At 64.8% G+C, this 16,889-nt stretch carries 12 protein-coding genes; 8 read left to right on the top strand and 4 right to left on the bottom strand.

What is annotated here, in order from left to right; genetic code table 11:
* The first annotated feature begins 110 nt into the window (after positions 1-110).
* Genes JN279_RS34455 through JN279_RS34445 form a run of 3 tightly spaced genes read left to right on the top strand, consistent with a single transcriptional unit; the run spans position 111 to position 2,997 of the window.
* Positions 111-1,283, top strand: coding sequence for a glycosyltransferase (locus tag JN279_RS34455; protein WP_096454149.1), 1,173 nt, complete (start codon positions 111-113; stop codon positions 1,281-1,283).
* Complete coding sequence (locus JN279_RS34450) at positions 1,280-2,074, top strand: WecB/TagA/CpsF family glycosyltransferase (RefSeq protein ID WP_096454151.1); 795 nt, start codon at positions 1,280-1,282, stop codon at positions 2,072-2,074. The genes JN279_RS34455 and JN279_RS34450 overlap by 4 nt, the downstream gene beginning before the upstream one ends.
* The gene (locus JN279_RS34445; protein WP_096454153.1) at positions 2,071-2,997 is read left to right on the top strand and encodes a DUF6492 family protein; all 927 of its coding nucleotides are present in this window, start codon (positions 2,071-2,073) and stop codon (positions 2,995-2,997) included. Before JN279_RS34450 ends, JN279_RS34445 begins: the two co-directional genes overlap by 4 nt.
* A gap of 2 nt (positions 2,998-2,999) precedes the next feature.
* Here JN279_RS34445 and JN279_RS34440 read toward each other — a convergent pair whose 3' ends face one another.
* Positions 3,000-4,295: a lipopolysaccharide biosynthesis protein gene (locus tag JN279_RS34440; RefSeq protein WP_096454155.1), complete on the bottom strand. Its 1,296-nt coding sequence runs from the start codon at positions 4,293-4,295 to the stop codon at positions 3,000-3,002.
* 197 nt (positions 4,296-4,492) lie between these two features.
* Between JN279_RS34440 and JN279_RS34435 the strand changes: the two genes are divergently transcribed.
* The 5 genes from JN279_RS34435 (at position 4,493) to JN279_RS34415 (ending at position 12,495) form a co-directional block, all read left to right on the top strand.
* Positions 4,493-7,054, top strand: a complete 2,562-nt coding sequence (locus JN279_RS34435; protein ID WP_096458634.1) for a GumC family protein — start codon at positions 4,493-4,495, stop codon at positions 7,052-7,054.
* A gap of 184 nt (positions 7,055-7,238) precedes the next feature.
* On the top strand, positions 7,239-8,138 hold the full coding sequence (folD, locus tag JN279_RS34430; RefSeq protein WP_096454157.1) for a bifunctional methylenetetrahydrofolate dehydrogenase/methenyltetrahydrofolate cyclohydrolase FolD: 900 nt from the start codon (positions 7,239-7,241) through the stop codon (positions 8,136-8,138).
* A gap of 28 nt (positions 8,139-8,166) precedes the next feature.
* Positions 8,167-9,165, top strand: coding sequence for a GlxA family transcriptional regulator (locus tag JN279_RS34425; RefSeq protein ID WP_446720436.1), 999 nt, complete (start codon positions 8,167-8,169; stop codon positions 9,163-9,165).
* A 193-nt stretch (positions 9,166-9,358) separates the two neighbouring features.
* Positions 9,359-10,753, top strand: a complete 1,395-nt coding sequence (locus JN279_RS34420) for a TPR end-of-group domain-containing protein (protein WP_202351412.1) — start codon at positions 9,359-9,361, stop codon at positions 10,751-10,753.
* 86 nt (positions 10,754-10,839) lie between these two features.
* Positions 10,840-12,495 (top strand): vWA domain-containing protein, encoded by a 1,656-nt coding sequence (locus JN279_RS34415; RefSeq protein WP_202351411.1) that lies wholly within the window; start codon positions 10,840-10,842, stop codon positions 12,493-12,495.
* Between the two features lie 66 nt (positions 12,496-12,561).
* Here JN279_RS34415 and edd read toward each other — a convergent pair whose 3' ends face one another.
* The 3 genes from edd to zwf form a co-directional block, all read right to left on the bottom strand.
* Positions 12,562-14,385 carry a phosphogluconate dehydratase gene (edd, locus tag JN279_RS34410; protein ID WP_096454163.1) on the bottom strand — a complete coding sequence of 608 codons (1,824 nt, stop codon included), beginning with the start codon at positions 14,383-14,385 and terminating at the stop codon, positions 12,562-12,564.
* A gap of 69 nt (positions 14,386-14,454) precedes the next feature.
* Positions 14,455-15,171: a 6-phosphogluconolactonase gene (gene pgl / locus JN279_RS34405; protein WP_096454165.1), complete on the bottom strand. Its 717-nt coding sequence runs from the start codon at positions 15,169-15,171 to the stop codon at positions 14,455-14,457.
* On the bottom strand, positions 15,153-16,622 hold the full coding sequence (gene zwf / locus JN279_RS34400) for a glucose-6-phosphate dehydrogenase (protein ID WP_096454167.1): 1,470 nt from the start codon (positions 16,620-16,622) through the stop codon (positions 15,153-15,155). The genes pgl and zwf overlap by 19 nt, the downstream gene beginning before the upstream one ends.
* Between the last annotated feature and the right edge of the window lie 267 nt (positions 16,623-16,889).

Below are 16,889 nucleotides of genomic sequence, written 5' to 3'. Positions count from 1 at the left end.
TCACCTTGCGCGGAGAGGCCCGCCAGGCAGGGGCTTTCGGGCGCCGACTGTGCTCGCTTAATCAAGGGTTCACCGCGCTTTGCTACCGGCTACACCACAGGATAGGTGAGATGCATCTGCTGTTCGCCACATCGATCGTGCCCGATGGCGCTCTCGCCTCGGGCTACGAGATCGCCAATGCTGCGATCATCGCCGCCTTGCGGCGCGCTGGCGCGCGCGTCACGGTCATCGGTTTCGCCTGGCCCGGGAAGGCCGCGGCCGACCTGGAAAACACCGTGGTGCTGGGTGCGATCGACGTACGCACCGAAAGCGCCTCAACGCTGCAAAAGCTAGCCTGGGTCGGCAAGGCGATGCTGTCGGGCCTCACCTTCGCGTCGGTCAAGCTGCGTGGGGTGTCTGACCGCGATGTCCAGGCCGCTCTCGAACGAGCCGGTCCGTTCGATGGCTATGTGCTGAATTCCGTGCAGTTCGCCGGCGCCTTCGAAAAGCTCTTCGAAGACAAGCCTTCCATCTTCGTCGCCCACAATGTCGAGCATCTCTCGGCGCGGGAGAACGCGGCTGCCGCCGGCGGCCTCTTCCAGCGCCTGCTGTTCCGCCGCGAGGCAAGGTTGCTCGAGATCGTGGAAGAGCGTCTCTGCCACCGGGCGCGCTTCGTCTTCACGCTGGCCGAGGAAGACCGGGCGGCACTCGGCGTTGCCTCCGACGACCGCTCGGCGGTGCTGCCGCTGGTGACCGGCGCCAAAGCGCCAACCCGGAACGGGCCGCGCCGGATCGACTGTGACGCCGCGTTGATCGGCACCTGGACCTGGCAGCCGAACCGCATCGGCCTCGACTGGTTCCTGGGCAAGGTGGTGCCGCATCTGCGGCCCGGTTTCCGCATCCGCATCGCCGGCCACATGCCGTCCGGCGTCACCTCGACGCATCCGGGTGTCGAGTTTGTCGGCCGTGTCCCGGATGCCAGGGCTTTTGTGTGCGGCGCGGCCGTGATTCCGCTGATCAGCACCGCCGGTAGCGGCGTGCAGCTGAAGACCATCGAGACCTTCGAACTCGGCCTGCCGTCGGTCGCCACCAGCCGCTCGCTGCGCGGCATCGACCATCGCCCCGACAATTGCGTCGTCACCGACGATCCGGCCGGTTTCGCCAGGGCCCTGGAGGCTGCAGCAGTCAATATCCGGGACGTCGATGGCAGTGCGTTCCATCGCCAGCAGGTTAAGGCGCTCGATGCCGCCATCCGGCTCGGCCTCGAAAAACTTGGGGGCGTCAGGCAAGAGGTGTTTGCATGAATATGCACGCCGCCCGCGCTGCGTTCGGGTTCGACAGCCTGAAGACGATCCTCGGCATCTCGGTGCTCGCCATCCGCTGGGACGATGCGATCGCCCTGCTCACCCGCCTGATCGCCGAACGGCGGTTCACCAAGGTCAGTTTTCTCAACGCCCACAACGCCAACATCGCCTATTCAGACCCGGCCTTCGCCGAGGCGCTCGACGATTTCCTCATCCTGCCGGACGGCATCGGCGTCGATCTCGCCGCGCAGCTTCTCTACGGCGCGCCGTTTCCGGACAATCTCAACGGCACCGATTTCGTGCCGGCCTTCCTGCAGGCCTCGACGCGACCGCTGACCGTCGGGCTGCTCGGCGCGACGCGTGTCAACGCCGAGGCGGCGTCGGTCAAGCTGGCGGCCCTTGCCGTGCAACACAATTTCGTGGTCATTCATGACGGTTATTTCTCCGCCGAACAGGAGCCGGAGATCATCGGCCGGATCGCGGCGCTGCGGCCGGATATGCTGCTGGTCGCCATGGGGGTGCCGCGCCAGGAACTGTGGATCGCGCGCCATATCGACGAACGCCACTGCACCATGCCGGTCGCGGTCGGCGCGCTGCTCGATTTCCTGAGCGGCTCGGTGCCGCGCGCGCCGCTGTGGATGCGCCGCCTGCGCCTGGAATGGCTGTTCCGGCTGGCGGTCGAGCCGGGCCGGCTCTGGCGCCGCTACGTCGTCGGCAATCCGGTGTTCCTGTGGCGGGTCTTCAAGCAGCGATGGTCGCATGGAGCTGACACGGCCGGAGAACTCCGTTGAACAAGCGGTTCGTTCCAGACGCCCGTGCCGGCCAGGGCCTGTTGCCGAAGACGCCGACGGCGGCGGTGGTGACGGCAAGCTACGCGCCGGATTTCGAGCGCTGCCGGCTATTGTGCGAGACCCTGGACCGGCATGTTTCCGGTGCCGCGCACCATTACATCCTAGTCGAACATCGCGATATCAAGCTTTTCCAACAGTTGGAGACAGACCGGCGCACCGTTGTCGACGAGCGTGACCTGCTGCCGCGCTGGCTGCGCGCTTTCGACGATCCGCTCAGCCTGTTTCGCCGGCGCGTCTGGCTCAGCCTGAAGACGCAGCCGCTGCGCGGCTGGCACGTGCAGCAACTGCGCCGCATCGCCATCGCGGCGCATGCCAGGGAAGACATTCTGGTCTTCTGCGATTCCGACGTCGCTTTCCTCAGGTCTTTCGACTGCGCCGCCTTCTGGCGCGACGGCAAGGCGCGGCTGTTTCGCCGCGACGGCGTGCTTGCGGATGACGGCCACGACGAGCATCGCATCTGGTCGCGCAATGCCGGTTCCGCGCTCGGCATCGACCCGACCCGGACGTCGGTCCACGATTACATCTCGACGCTGATCGCCTGGCGCCGCGACACCGTGCTTGCCATGTGCGGTCAGATCGAGAAGGTGCATGGCCGCGACTGGGTCGAGGTGGTCGGCCAGGCGCGCAGATTCTCCGAATGCATGATCTACGGCCGCTATGTCGACGATCTGCTGGACGGCGCCGGTCACTTCCACGGTTCGGAAGAATTCTGCCGCGTCCACTGGACGGGCGAAGCGCTGTCGGACGACGAGTTTCGCCGCTTCGTTGCCGGCATGGCGCCCGAGCAGGTGGCGATCGGCATGCAATCTTTCATCGGCACCGATATCGGCCGCATCCGCCGCCTGATCGGATTGGCTGGCTGAATTCAGATCGCCTTCGCCGGCCTGCGCAGCGCCGAATAGGTCAGCAGCATCGAGGCGAGATAGAGCAGCAGGAAGACGATGTTGAGCGACAGCACCAGCTTCGACGTGTCGGCGATGGTGGTCAGCACATAGGTCAAAAGCAGCGCCTTGAGCCCGGCAAGCAGGCCCAGGTTGATCGCCCGCACCAGGGTCTGGCCGCGCGCGAAGAGAAGCTCGGCCTGGTATTCGACAAGATTGCGCAGCCCCGGAACGCAGATCGCCAACGCCACCAGCGGCGCTGCCTCAGAGACATTCCTGCCAAGCGCGTTGGGGAAGAAATGCAGCACGGTGCCGAGCGCCAGCAGCGCCAGCGTCGAAACGAGGAAGACGCCGCCCTCGATGCCGCTCTTGACCGCCAGCCGCGACAACAGGTCCGGGGCGCGCATCATGCGCTGCACCAGCATCATAGAGAAGGTGCGGATTGGGATCGCGGTCAGGTCGACCAACCGCATGATGATGGCATAGATGCCGGCCAGATGCGGGCCGCCGATCGCCAGCACCAGCAGCTTGTCGAATTCCGATTGCAGATAGAACAGCACCTCGGCGCCGGCGACGTAGATGGAATCGGCAAGCCGCCGCAGATACAGCTCGATGCGCAGCCGCAGCCTCTGGCGCGGATAGAACCAGCCGAAAGCCAGAAGCAGCGAGGCGGCGTTGGCGCCGATATAGAACCACGACCACACCCATATGCTGTGCTGCGCCGAGACCATGAACAACACCGCGCCAAGCGCCCGCAGCGCTGTCGCCAGGATCGCCAGGATCGCGGCACGGCCGAATTTGCCCAGCCCGTTGTTGACGATCAGCGCCACCTCGACCGGCCGCCATAGTAGCGCTTCGGCGAATACAATCGCCGAAAACACCGACAGCGGCACGGTGCCGGCAAAGAAGATCAGGTAGACGCCGAACGAGGCCGCGGCCAAGAGCGGCAGCGAGACGACGCCGAGCAGCAGGAAGCCTGCGGTGAAGGTGCCGATCAGATTGGGGCGGATGGTGGCGGTGCGATAGAGCGCCGAAATGAAACCGAAGGCCAGGATCCGCGACAGCATCACGCCGGCCGCCGATGCGGTGGCGAACATGCCGAATTCGGAAATGGACAGTGTGTTGGCGAGCGCGATGAAATAGGCCAGCGAAAACACCAATCGCCCGCCGGCGCCGCTGATCGCCGAAAAATAGTCGCGCACCAGTCCCCGTCGCTCGGCCACGAAAGTGCCGATCCGGGCGAAACTGCGCCTTTGCGGTATGCCGCGAGCTTCGGTCATGTCTGGGAAGCCATAGGCGGGAAAACTTAACGTGCCGTTCTGAGGCCCGAAAGCGCTGAAATTCCGGCACTTGGGGCTATGAAAAGCTTAGATACCGGCCTGCCGAAATTAACCTTTTGTTTCCTATGCTTGTTTAGCGTGACTTAAGGAATAGCCGACCGCCGCCGCCCAGCGGCCAAAGAGTGAAGCTCCAAGACATGGTCGACAGGGAAAACCGTGAAGACTGGAGGCGCGAGCGTTCCTTGCTGGCGCTCGGCCAGGCCATGCGCGGTGAGGATGACGCATCCCTGGTCTCGATAGGCGATCGCGCGGATTCGGCATGGCGCGAGGATGCCGCCACGCGCCACCGCCTTGCCCGTTCGCAGCGTGAGGCGCGGGCGAACCTAAATCCGTCCGCCGCCGCCGGAACAGAGCACATCCGGTCAGAGCCGGAAGCGGCTGCACAGGACGACGCCTGGCGCTTGCAGGAAGAAGACGACACCCGTGATCCGCCGCCGGCCGTGCCGTACTCAAGGCAGTCCCCGGAAGAACCTTCCGGCAGCGCCCGCTCTGATGACACGTCCGGATCCCGACGGGCGGGTGAAGCGGATGCTTCCCTCGGCGATCGCCGAGATGACCAGCAATGGAAGCCGCTGATCGATCCGATGCAGGTGGTGCGCGGCATTGCCAGGTCGAAGCTGCTGATCATCACCACCACCCTGATAGGTGCCGGACTCGGCATAGCGATCGCGCTGTCGACGCCGAAGAAATATGAAGCCACCGCGGAATTGATCGTCGATCCGCGCGACCTCAAGCTCACCGACCGCGACCTCACCCAGAATGTCGTCGCTTCCGACGCCACGCTCGCCATCGTTGAAAACCAGGTCCGGGTGCTGACCTCGGGCACGGTTTTGAACAAGGTCGTCGACAAGCTTAACCTCACCAACGATCCGGAGTTCAATGGCCAGGGGGCCGGCGGTCTTGGCATCAGGTCTCTCATTCGCTCTTTACTTCCGCACCAGGACGGCCGGAGCGGCGCCGACGAGGTCCGCCGGCGTGCGCTTGCCGTCGGCAATCTGGCCGAAAGCCTCTCGGTCGAGCGCGGCGGCAAGACCTTCGTCATCACCGTCAGCGCGATCACGCAGAACGGCGAGAAATCGGCGCTCATCGCCAACACGATGACGGATGTGTTCCTGCAGACCTTCGGTCAGATCCAGTCCGATACGGCGGGTCGTGCGACCGACGAGCTGACGGCAAGGCTCGATGAACTGCGCAAGGGCGTCGAGGCGGCCGAACGCAAGGTCGAGGATTTCAGGGCGTCGCATGACCTTGTCGACGCACAGGGTCATCTGATCAGCGACGACGAGATGCTCAAGCTCAACGAGCAGCTCTCGGTCGCCCGCGCCCGCACGCTCGAGCTCAATGCAAGGGCGGCTTCGGCGCGCTCGGTCGACGTCAACTCGGTTCTCTCCGGCACCTTGCCGGAAGAGATCAACTCCAACACGATGAGCGATCTGCGTTCGCAATATGCGACGCTCAAGCAGGAGGCCGACCGTGCCGCCATCCGGCTCGGTCCGCGCCATCCCGAACTCCAGGCGCTCAACGCGCAGATCGCCGGCGCGCGCGATCGCATCGCGGGTGAGTTGCGCCGCATCGCGTCCTCTCTGCAGGTCGATCTGAAACGCGCCGTCCAGCTCGAACAGGATCTCTCCTCCCGCCTGGCGCAACTCAAGGTGCGCAGCGGCGACGTCAACAACGATTTGGTGTCGATGCGTGAACTCGAGCGCGAGGCAGCCGCCAAGCGATCCGTCTACGAACAGTACCTTCTGCGCGCCAAGGAGACCGGCGAGCAGAAGGACATCAACACCGCCAATATGAATGTGATCTCCAAGGCTTTTGCGCCGCTCGAGGCGAAGGGGCCGTCGCGAGCCTTGATGGCACTTGCCGGCCTGTTGCTCGGCTTTGCCTCTGGTGTCGGCCTTGGCGCCATGCGTGGTGCCTATGAAAGCCTGCGTGAGACCGCGACATCACGTTCGCGCCGCGACCGCAAGGCGCCTCTCGAAGAGCAGGCATTCCGGGCAGCGCCGCCGCCCGCGCCGCCAATGTCGGCCGCACCGGTACCTCCGGCGCCGCCACCCCCACCGCCTGCACCACCACCGCCGGTGGTACAGGCCGAGGCCGCTCCCGTCGAACGGCCCGGGCGCATCGCCGCGCTCATGGCAAAGCTGCGCAATGCTGTGTCCCGCAAGCCAACCACAGAGGCGGACGACGCCAGCGAGTTTGCCGCCTTTGGCGACACTGCGCGGGCGGCGGGTACTGGCCTGCCTTCCGGCGTCCCGAATCCGGATTTCGGCTTCATGCCGCGGTCGTCGGACTATGCGCGGCCGCCTTTCCCGCCAGGCTTCGATGCCGCCTATTCCCAGCCGATGGGGCCGCCGTCGCGGTCGCCGATAATGCCGCTGCAGCCGCTCTATTCGGCGCCGCCGCCCTATCCCCCTGCGCAGCAGGCCGGCTATCCGCAGATGCAGCCATGGCAGGCGCCGCCGGCAGGCAGCCCTCGCGCCCAAGGCATGGCGGCCTATGCCGGGCATATGCCGTATCCGCCGCAGCCCGCGCCGCCGCAGGCACCGGCCCATTCAGCCCAGCGGCCGGCGGAGCCATCGCGGGCCGAGGAAAGCGCCGAACAGGCGCCGATCGAGGAAATCCGCGCCAGCCTGCGCGAATTTCGCGAGGCGGTCCGCGAACTCACCGAGAGCCGTGCGCGCCGCCGCTACTTCTGAGCCACAAGATACATCGCCGAGGCCGAACAAAACCATCCCGGTTTTCGCGTAAACGGCATGGGACGGCGCTTTGACGGGATTGCGTGCCGGAATTTTCGTGACAATGCCGCGCTGCATGTTGCCGCCGCCGTGGCATCTTGTTCCCGAAAAGCGGCGTTGGGCGAAACAGGGTTGAGGATGGTTCATGGCCGAAGTGATTGACGGAAAGAGCGTTGCCGAGGATGTCGTGCGGACGGTCAAGACGCTGACCGCCGAGCTGGTTGCCAAGGGCAAGGCCAAGCCTGGTCTTGCCGTGGTCATCGTCGGCGAGGATCCGGCAAGCCAGGTCTATGTCGCTTCTAAGTCTCGCACCGCCAAGGAATGCGGCTTTCATTCGCTGCAGCACACGCTGCCGGCCGAGACCTCAGAGGAGGCGCTGCTCAAGATCATCGGCGACCTCAATGCCGATCCGGCGATCAACGGCATTCTGGTGCAGTTGCCGCTGCCCGCCCATATCGATGCCGGCAAGATCATCCAGACGATCGCGCCGGAGAAGGATGTCGACGGCTTCCATTTCATCAATGTCGGCAAGCTCGGCACCGGCGAACTCGACACGGCATTCGTTCCCTGCACGCCTGCCGGCTCGATGCTTTTGATCGAACGCGTGCGCGGCAAGGACCTGTCCGGCCTCAACGCCGTCGTCGTCGGCCGCTCGAACATCGTCGGGAAGCCGATGGCCAACCTGCTGCTTGCCGCCAACTGCACCGTCACCATCGCCCACAGCCGCACCAAGGATCTGCCGGCACTTGCCCGCACGGCCGACATTCTTGTCGCCGCTGTCGGCCGGCCGGAAATGATCAAGGGGGATTGGGTGAAGCCGGGCGCCACCGTCATCGATGTCGGCATCAACCGCATTTCCGCACCCGAGAAGGGCGAGGGCAAGTCGCGCCTCGTCGGCGATGTCGCCTATGCCGAGGCGGCTAGGCAAGCCGGCGCCATCACGCCGGTGCCCGGCGGTGTCGGGCCGATGACCATTGCCATGCTGATGGCCAATACGTTAGCTTCTGCCTACCTTGCGGCCGGACTGAAGCGGCCCTCCTTCTGAGCCCGGGTTGACCCTGAAAGCGCCAGTTTTGCCGAACCCCACCATTTCCCCGGAACGGCCGGTCGTGAGTGATCCCGTTCAAGGTGGCCGGCAGTTCGCCTTCCTGCTGGTCGACAAGTTTTCCATGTTCTCGCTGGCCGCGGCGATCGATACGTTCCGTTCGGCGAACCGTCTGCTCGGCCGCGATTTCTATGGCTGGACCACGGTTTCGGCCGATGGCGATCCGGTGATGGCGTCCAACGGCCTGCCGCTCAAGATCGACTATGCCGTCGCCGACCTGCCGCCGGTCGACATCCTCTTCGTCTCAGTCGGCCTGACGACCGAATTTCCCGGCAAGAGCAAGGTTCTGGCGGCCCTGCGCAGCTGGGGCCGGCGCGGCAACGCGCTTGGCGCGCTGTCGGTCGGGTCCTACCTGCTGGCCGAGGCCGGACAGCTCGACGGGTACCGCTGCACCATCCATTGGGAAAACCGCGCCGGCTTCATGGAGCGCTTCCCCGACATCAATTGCACCGGCAATGTCTTCGAGATCGACCGCAAGCGCTACACCTGCGCCGGCGGCACCACTTCGATCGACCTGATGCTGGAGATCGTGCGCGGCGATTTCGGCTCGAACCTCGCCAATGGCGTCGCCAACCAGTTCCAGCACGAGCGCATCCGCTCGGCCGGCGACCGCCAGCGCGTCGGCCCGGAGCGGGATCTCACCGGCAAGTCAGAAAAGCTCAGGCGCATAGTCGAACTGATGGCCGACCATCTCGACGAGCCGCTCTCGGCGGTGCAACTCGCCAAGTCGGCCGGTCTTTCGGTGCGCCAGGTGGAGCGCCTGTTCCTGCGCCACCTCAACGTCACGCCGGGCCGCTATTACATGCGGTTGCGGCTGGAGCGGGCACGCGAATTGCTGCGCCAGACCAACATGCCGATCCTCGACGTGGCGATTGCGACCGGCTTCACCTCGCATTCCTATTTTGCCCAGAGCTACCGGCTGCAGTTCGGCAGGCCGCCCTCGGAAGAGCGCCGCACCACTTACTGAGCCGCCTGGAAGGCAGCCCGATTTCCCCCACCTTTTCGCCGGGTTGAAAACGGCGATAGACCAAGCAATGCTTCCCGCCGGCAGCGCCGTTGGCGGCATCGAAGCTTTGATGTCGATGGCGATGCTAGCTCAGCCTGGTGTTGGAGGGCATCAGACGAATGCGGGCAGATACGGGCGTTAGGGGACAATGGCCTTGACGAGCAAGCACGACCGTCGCGTTCGCGACTGGAAGGAAATCGCAGCGTTCTTCGGACGCGACGAGCGCACGGTGCGGCGTTGGGAGCAACAACGCGGCCTGCCCGTGCACCGCATTTCCGGCGGCGCCAGGAGCCTGGTGTTTGCCTATACGGATGAGCTCGAAGCGTGGCTGCGTGGCGGTGAGCCGGCCGCATCCGACGATGTCGAGCCCTTGGCCGAAGAACCGGCCGTGCCGCCTTTGGCTGTGGTTGCGCAAACAACCGCCCCAGCCGCTTCGGCCAGATCTTCGAAATGGCCCGTAATCTCGCTGCTGGCCTTCGGTGCGGTTGGATTGGTGTCGCTTGCGATTGCCGGCACACTGGCCATGCAGCATGTCGATGCGCCGCCGGCACGGGTCGTCTATCGCCCAGATTCCCGAGTCCAGGACCTCTACCTCGACGCCGTCTATCATCTCGGCACCCGACAGGCCGACGGCTTCACGCACGCGATCCAACTGCTGACCGAGGCAACGACGCTCGACCCGAATTATGCCGATGCCTATGTCAAACTGGCCGAGGCCTACAACACGGTCAGCCAGTTCACGCTGATGCCGGCCAATGAGGCCTATCCGCGCGCCGTCGCCGCCGCGGAACGGGCAATCGCGCTCGAACCCGACAATGCCGGCGCCTATGCCGCCCTTGGCTTCACCACCTTCTACTGGACGAAGGATTTTCCGCGATCGAGGGAGCTGTTCGAACGTGCCATCCGGCTCGATCCGAATGCCGCGCAGACCCATCATTGGTACGCCTTGACCCTGATGGTGACAGGGGAGACCGCCATACCCTTGGCTGAGATAGGCAAGGCGCAGGCGTTGAACCCGGAATCGCGCGCCATCATCGCCAACAAGGCGCTCATCCTGTTTTATACCGGCCGTGTCGACGATGCCGTGATGATCCTGCAGCAACTGGCCAAGGCCGAACCGAATTTGCGGTCCCCGCCCGAATATCTGGCCACCATCTATCTCGATCAGGGCCGCTTCACCGATTTCCTGCGGGAATACCGGCGCGCCGCCGAGATCGCCAACAACAGCGCCCGCCTGGCTATTGCCGACGCCGCCGAGAAAGGTTTGCGCGAAGGTGGCGCAGAGGGCCTGTTGTCGGCCATGTATGCCGAGCAGATTCGTCAGTACGAAAGGAACCTCGAACCCGCCTACAAGGTGGCGTGCACGGCGGCGATGCTGGGGCGCGATGACGAAGCGATCCGCTATCTCGAAGAGGCGATGCGGCGCAAGGAGGACGATATGATGGGCATCCGCATCGAGCCTCCGTTCAAGCGCTTGCGGTCCGATGCGCGATACCGCGCCATCGTCGAACACGAAGGCTTCAGGCCGGCTCCGCCGGTTGGCGCCTGAGCGAGATGGCCGCGTCCGGGCTTGTGTCCAGAGGCGCGCTCAAATAGTTTCGGGCCGCAGGCGGGGCGGCTACTCAGGAGATTTCGATGGTGGGACTTGCGCGGAGCGTCGCTGCGGCGATCCTCCTTTTGTCGATGACGACGTTCGGCTTTGCCGCAAACAAGGTCATCATCATTCTCGATGCTTCCGGCTCGATGTGGGCGCAGATCGACGGCAAGCCCAAGCTCGAAATCGCCCGGGAATCGCTGAGGACTGTGCTTCAATCGGTTCCCGCCGACGACGAGATAGGCTTCATGGCCTATGGCCATCGCGAAAAAGGCAGCTGCGACGACATCCAGCTGATCGTGCCGCCTCAGGCGGGCTCGGCAAGCGCCATCACGGATGCCGCCGACAGTCTGAAATTCCTCGGCAAGACGCCGCTGACGGCAGCCGTCAAGCAGGCGGCCGAAGCGCTGAAATACACTGAGGACAAGGCGACCGTCGTCCTCATCACCGACGGGCTCGAAACCTGCGGCGGCGACCCATGCGCGCTGGGCAAGGAACTCGAGGCATCCGGCGTCGACTTCACCGCCGACGTCGTCGGCTTTGGATTGACGGCCGACGAGGGCAAGCAGATCGCGTGCCTGGCTGAAAACACCGGCGGCAAGTACATCCAGGCCTCCGACGAGAAGGCGCTGCAGGAAGCGCTGGTCGAAACCGTCGCGGCACCGGCTCCTGCCCCGGCTCCCGAACCAGCACCGGCTCCAGCGCCGAAAGCGGCCGAGGTCGACTACAACCTCATCCCGCAGGCGTTCTTGAAAGAGGGCGGCGAGGTGCCGAAGATCGACGTCTACTATGAAGTCTTTCCGGACGATGCCAAAGGTGTCGGTGGAGACCATGTCAACGACGGCTACAACGCTGTCAAATTCCACGTTCCCGCTGGCAACTACATCGTTGTCGCCTCAAGTGGTGCTGCCAAGGCGCAGCAGAAGGTCACGCTGACGGCAAACAAGGCAACCGAACTCGCACTCAATTTGAACGCCGCGGAACTCTCGATCCACGCCCGACCGGCGCCTGGAGCCGATGTTGACCGCAACGCACAGATCAGCATCGCCTATCCCGGCGGCACCTCGGACAGCAACTACGGCGAGGTCAAGTACGTCGTTCCGGCCGGCGAGACCAAGGTCACCGTGAAGCTGGGAGCCGGCGAGGCGAGCGAGACCATGCAGCTTGCCGCCGGCCAGGTCGTCGACAAGGACATCATCGTCGGTGTCGGCAAGGCCAAGGCCAACGCCTTCTACACCCAGGGCGGTGAGAAGGCCGAAACCGATGTGGGTTGGAAGGTGTACAAGGCTGCCAAGAAGCTTGATGGCTCCCGTGATCAGGTGACCTATGCCTATGGCCCCGACAGCCAGTTCGATCTGCCTCCGGGCGACTATGTGATGGGCGTCGATGTGCAGGCCGTGTCCACGGAACAGCCCTTCGGCGTCACGGTCGGGCAGATGACCGATGTCAACGTGACGCTGAATGCGGGTGTCCTGGCCGTCGACGCGCCAGGCGCGGACGGCTTCAAGATCTTTGAAGCCAAGAAGAACATCCAGGGCGAGCGCAAGCAGGTGACCTACGCCTATGGAGAGAAGATGCAGACCACGCTGGCGGCGGGCGACTACGTGCTCGTGACCAACTTCACCACCGACAAGGCCGACAAGGAAACGCCCTTTACGGTCAAGGCCGGCGAGCGGAGTGAACTCAAAGTCGAGTAACATCCAGCTGGGCAAGCAAAAAAGGGCGGCTCAGGTGCCGCCCTTTTCATTTGAACATCAGAAAGCTCAAGCTGTTCCGAAGGCGCTGGCACCGTGGTCGGCACGGCCCACCAGCTGCCGGAAGCCGGCGAAAAGCTCGCGGCCGAAGCCGAACTCATTGCCGATGAGATCGGCTTCGGCGGTGCGGCGCAGCGCGAACTCGGTTCCCGGCACCAGCACCTCCAGCGTGCCTGCATCGGCGTCGAGGCGGATGATGTCGCCGTCATGGATCCGGGCGATCGGCCCGTCCTCGACGGCTTCCGGCGTCACATGGATCGCCGCCGGTACCTTGCCCGATGCGCCAGACATGCGCCCGTCGGTGACCAGCGCCACGCGCTGGCCGCGATCCTGCAGAATGCCGAGCACGGTGGTCAGCTTGTGCAGTTCCGGCATGCCGTTGGCCTTCGGCCCCTGGAAGCGGATGACGGCGATGAAGTCGCCGGTCAGCGTGCCCGCCTTGAACGCGTCGTTCAGGCCCTGCTGGCTGTCGAACACCTTGGCCGGTGCCTCGATGAGGCGCCGTTCCGGCTTGACGGCCGAGGTCTTGATGACGGCATGGCCGAGATTGCCCGCCAGCACTTTCAGGCCACCCGTCGGCTGGAACGCCTTGTTGAACGGCGCCAGCACCTTTTCGTCGCCGCTGGCCTGCGGCGATGCCTCGCGCACCACGGAGCCGTCGGCGCCGAGCTTTGCCTCGACCGCATAGGGCCGCAGGCCTTCGCCCCACACCGTCTGCACATCCTCGTGCAGGACGCCTTCGTCGAGCAGCTCGCGGATCAGGAAGCCGAGCCCGCCGGCGGCATGGAAATGGTTCACGTCGGCGAGGCCGTTCGGATAGACGCGGGCCAAGAGCGGCACAGCTTCCGAGAGGTCGGAAATGTCCTGCCAGGTCAGCGAGATACCGGCGGCCGCCGCCATGGCGATCAGGTGGATGGTGTGGTTGGTCGAGCCGCCGGTGGCGTGCAGGCCGACGACGCCGTTGACGATTGAACGCTCGTCGATCATCCGCCCGACCGGCGTATAGGCATTGCCGAGTGCGGTGATCGCCAGCGCCTGTTTCGTCGCCTCGCGGGTCAGCGCATCACGCAACGGCGTGCCGGGATTGACGAAGGAGGCACCGGGCGTGTGCAGGCCCATGATTTCCATCAGCATCTGGTTGGAATTCGCCGTGCCGTAGAAGGTGCAGGTGCCCGGCCCATGGTAGGATTTGGACTCGGCTTCCAGAAGTTCGGCGCGTCCCGCCTTGCCCTCGGCATAGAGCTGGCGAACCTTGGCTTTCTCGTCGTTGGGCAGGCCGGTCGTCATCGGTCCGGCCGGGATGAACACCGCCGGCAGATGGCCGAAGGTGAGTGCGGCGATAACCAGCCCCGGCACGATCTTGTCGCAGACGCCGAGAAAGACGGCGGCGTCGAACATGTTGTGCGACAGGCCGACCGCTGCCGACATGGCGATGACGTCGCGCGAGAACAGCGACAGTTCCATGCCGGGCTGGCCCTGTGTGACGCCATCGCACATGGCCGGCACGCCGCCGGCCACCTGGGCGATGCCGCCGGCCTCGCGCGCGGCTTCCTTGATTAGTGCAGGGTAGGTCTCGAAGGGCTGATGCGCCGACAGCATGTCGTTGTAGGAGGTGATGATGCCGAGATTGGGCACCTTGTCGGCGCCGAGCGCCAGTTTTTCCGAGGGGCTGCACACCGCAAAGCCGTGGGCAAGGTTGCCGCAGGACAGGACCGACCGGTTGGCGGTCTGGTTCGACGCCTCGGCGATGCGGCCGAGATAGCGTTCGCGGCCCGCCTTCGAGCGTTGGCGGATGCGCTCCGTGATGGCTTCAATGTCGCGTCTTGCGGTCATGGCGATCGGTCCTTTCAGGCGAGGTCCCGGAAACATCCTCCCGCCGTTGCCGGGACCACTAAACGTAAATCAGGGCGCCCAGAAAACCTCTACGGGCCTGGGAGCGGCGTCGAGCACGGCACGGATGGGCTTTCGCGGCCCGGGCGCGACCGCGCCGTCGAAGGCAGTGCGCTTGTCCTCGCCCTCTATGTGCAGCGCGATGAAGCCGGCATCGATAATGCGCGCCAGCGTCAGGGTCAGTCGCGGCTCGCCCGCACTGGCCGCATGAACCGGCAGGATGATCCTGTCCGAGGCCGGGTCGAGCAGTTTTGCCAGATCGTCGGCATCGGGAAAGAACGAGGCGGTGTGGCCGTCCGGCCCCATGCCGAGCACCACGACATCGAGCGGCCAGGGCAGGGAGCGCAGTGCGGCATCGTCCGATGCCGCCGCATCCTCGATGCCTGACGCCTCATGGTAGAGCGGCACGAAGCGCGCCGCCTTGGCGGCGTTCTGCAAGAGATTGGCGGCCACCAGCCCGGCATTGGAGCGCGGCGAGGAGGCCGGCACGAAACGCTCGTCGACCAGCGTCACGATCACCTTGTCCCAGGCGATCGGCGCCGCCGAGAGGGCAGCGAAGAACTTTGCCGGCGTGGTGCCGCCGGAGACGGCCAGCACGGCCGTGCCGCGCTCTGCGATCGCCTTCACCAGGCGATCGGCCACGCGGGCGGCCAGCGTCGCGGCCAGTTGCGGACGGTCGGGGAAAGCGTTCCAGTTGTAGCTGGCGCCGTTCAATTGCTCTCGTGCCATGTCCGCCCGTCACGTTCGATCAGCGCTATCGAGGCCGATGGCCCCCAGGTGCCTGCCGTATAGCCTTGTGCTTCCTGCTTGGCGCCTTCCCAGGCATTCTGGATCGGGTCGATCCACTTCCACGCCGCCTCGACCTCGTCACGGCGCATGAACAGCGTCTGGTTGCCGCGGATGACGTCCATGATCAGCCGTTCATAGGCGTCCGGCGCGCGGCCGTCGAAGGATTGCGCGAAGCTCATGTCGAGCGAGATCTGGCGCAGCCGCATGCCGCCCGGACCCGGATCCTTGATCATGATGAACTGCTTGACGCCTTCGTCCGGCTGCAGCCGGATGACAAGCTGGTTGGCGAAGATCGGCCCGGCGCTGTCGCCGAAGATCGAATGCGGGATCGGCTTGAACTCGATGACGATTTCCGAAACCCGGGTCGCCAGCCGCTTGCCGGTCCTGAGGTAGAACGGAACGCCAGCCCAGCGCCAGGTGCCGATCTCGGCCTTGATGGCGACGAAGGTCTCGGTGTTGCTGTCCTTGCCGAGTTCCTCGACATAGCCCTTCACCGGTCCGCCCGCCGAAGCGCCGGCGCGGTACTGGCCGCGCACGGTGTGCTTCGGCGCCTCGTTGCCGTTGATGCGCTTCAGCGCCCGCAGCACCTTCAGCTTCTCGTCGCGCACGGCGTCGGCGTCCATCGACGACGGCGCCTCCATGGCGACGAGGCAGAGCAGCTGCAGCATGTGGTTCTGCACCATGTCGCGCAGCGCGCCGGCCTTGTCGTAATAGGTGACGCGGTCTTCCAGGCCAACGGTCTCGGCGACGGTGATCTGCACGTGGTCGATATGGGCGGAATTCCACAGCGGCTCGTAGAGCGCATTGGCAAAGCGCAGCGCCATCAGGTTCTGCACCGTCTCCTTGCCGAGATAGTGGTCGATGCGGAAAATCTGGCTTTCGTGGAAATCGTCGCCGACCAGATCGTTGAGCGCCCGCGCCGAGGCAAGGTCGCGGCCGATCGGCTTCTCCAGCACGATGCGCGAGTTCGGCGTGATCAGCTTGTGCTCTTTGAGCTTGTGCGAGATATCGCCGAACAACGCCGGCGCCACGGCGAGGTAGAAGGCGCGGATGCTCTCGCTCTCGCCGATCGCCTTCTTGAGCTTGTCGAAGCCGGCGCCGGTCGTCGCATCGGCCGAGACGTAGGAAAGCCGCGCCAGGAAGGTCTTCAGCTCCTTGGCGTCGATATCGGCCGGCTTGACGTGGTCGGAGATCGCCTGGCTGGCGAAGGCCCGGAATTCCTCGTCGCTCATCTTCGAGCGCGACGTGCCGATGATGCGCGTCGGCTCGGAGAATTGATGGTCGCGCTGGCGATAATAGAGCGACGGCAGGAGCTTGCGTTCCGACAGGTCGCCGGTGCCACCGAAAATGATGAAGTCGAAAGGATCGACGGGAATGATCTGGCTGGTCATGGTCTGTCCGCTCTGACGCCGGTCGCGAGTACGCGGCTGATATATTCTAATCGATTTAAATTTTCCAGTGCCATGGTGTCACATCGAGGACCAATCGCTGGATATTGATTGGGTCCACATGTGCGCTTGACACTGGCGCTTGCCGGAGGCTTGTCGGTGAACGAAGACTCCGGGAGCTTTCGCAGTTGCAGCATAGAACGTGAATGTGACGAAAGCTAAGGGAGAAATGGCGCCTTGTCTGTCGCGGCATGGGCCGCGCCGGTCAGC

The organism is Mesorhizobium sp. 113-1-2, from assembly GCF_016756475.1.
GTDB classification, from domain to species: domain Bacteria; phylum Pseudomonadota; class Alphaproteobacteria; order Rhizobiales; family Rhizobiaceae; genus Mesorhizobium; species Mesorhizobium loti_C.
This window is presented reverse-complemented; position numbering and strand designations above follow the sequence as displayed.

Coding starts and splice junctions, on each gene's coding strand:
- JN279_RS34455 (WP_096454149.1), top strand. CDS start 111: ATGCATCTGCTGTTCGCCACATCGATCGTGCCCGATGGCGCTCTCGCC.
- JN279_RS34450 (WP_096454151.1), top strand. CDS start 1,280: ATGAATATGCACGCCGCCCGCGCTGCGTTCGGGTTCGACAGCCTGAAG.
- JN279_RS34440 (WP_096454155.1), bottom strand. CDS start 4,295: ATGACCGAAGCTCGCGGCATACCGCAAAGGCGCAGTTTCGCCCGGATC.
- JN279_RS34435 (WP_096458634.1), top strand. CDS start 4,493: ATGGTCGACAGGGAAAACCGTGAAGACTGGAGGCGCGAGCGTTCCTTG.
- folD (WP_096454157.1), top strand. CDS start 7,239: ATGGCCGAAGTGATTGACGGAAAGAGCGTTGCCGAGGATGTCGTGCGG.
- JN279_RS34415 (WP_202351411.1), top strand. CDS start 10,840: ATGGTGGGACTTGCGCGGAGCGTCGCTGCGGCGATCCTCCTTTTGTCG.
- edd (WP_096454163.1), bottom strand. CDS start 14,385: ATGACCGCAAGACGCGACATTGAAGCCATCACGGAGCGCATCCGCCAA.
- pgl (WP_096454165.1), bottom strand. CDS start 15,171: ATGGCACGAGAGCAATTGAACGGCGCCAGCTACAACTGGAACGCTTTC.
- zwf (WP_096454167.1), bottom strand. CDS start 16,622: ATGACCAGCCAGATCATTCCCGTCGATCCTTTCGACTTCATCATTTTC.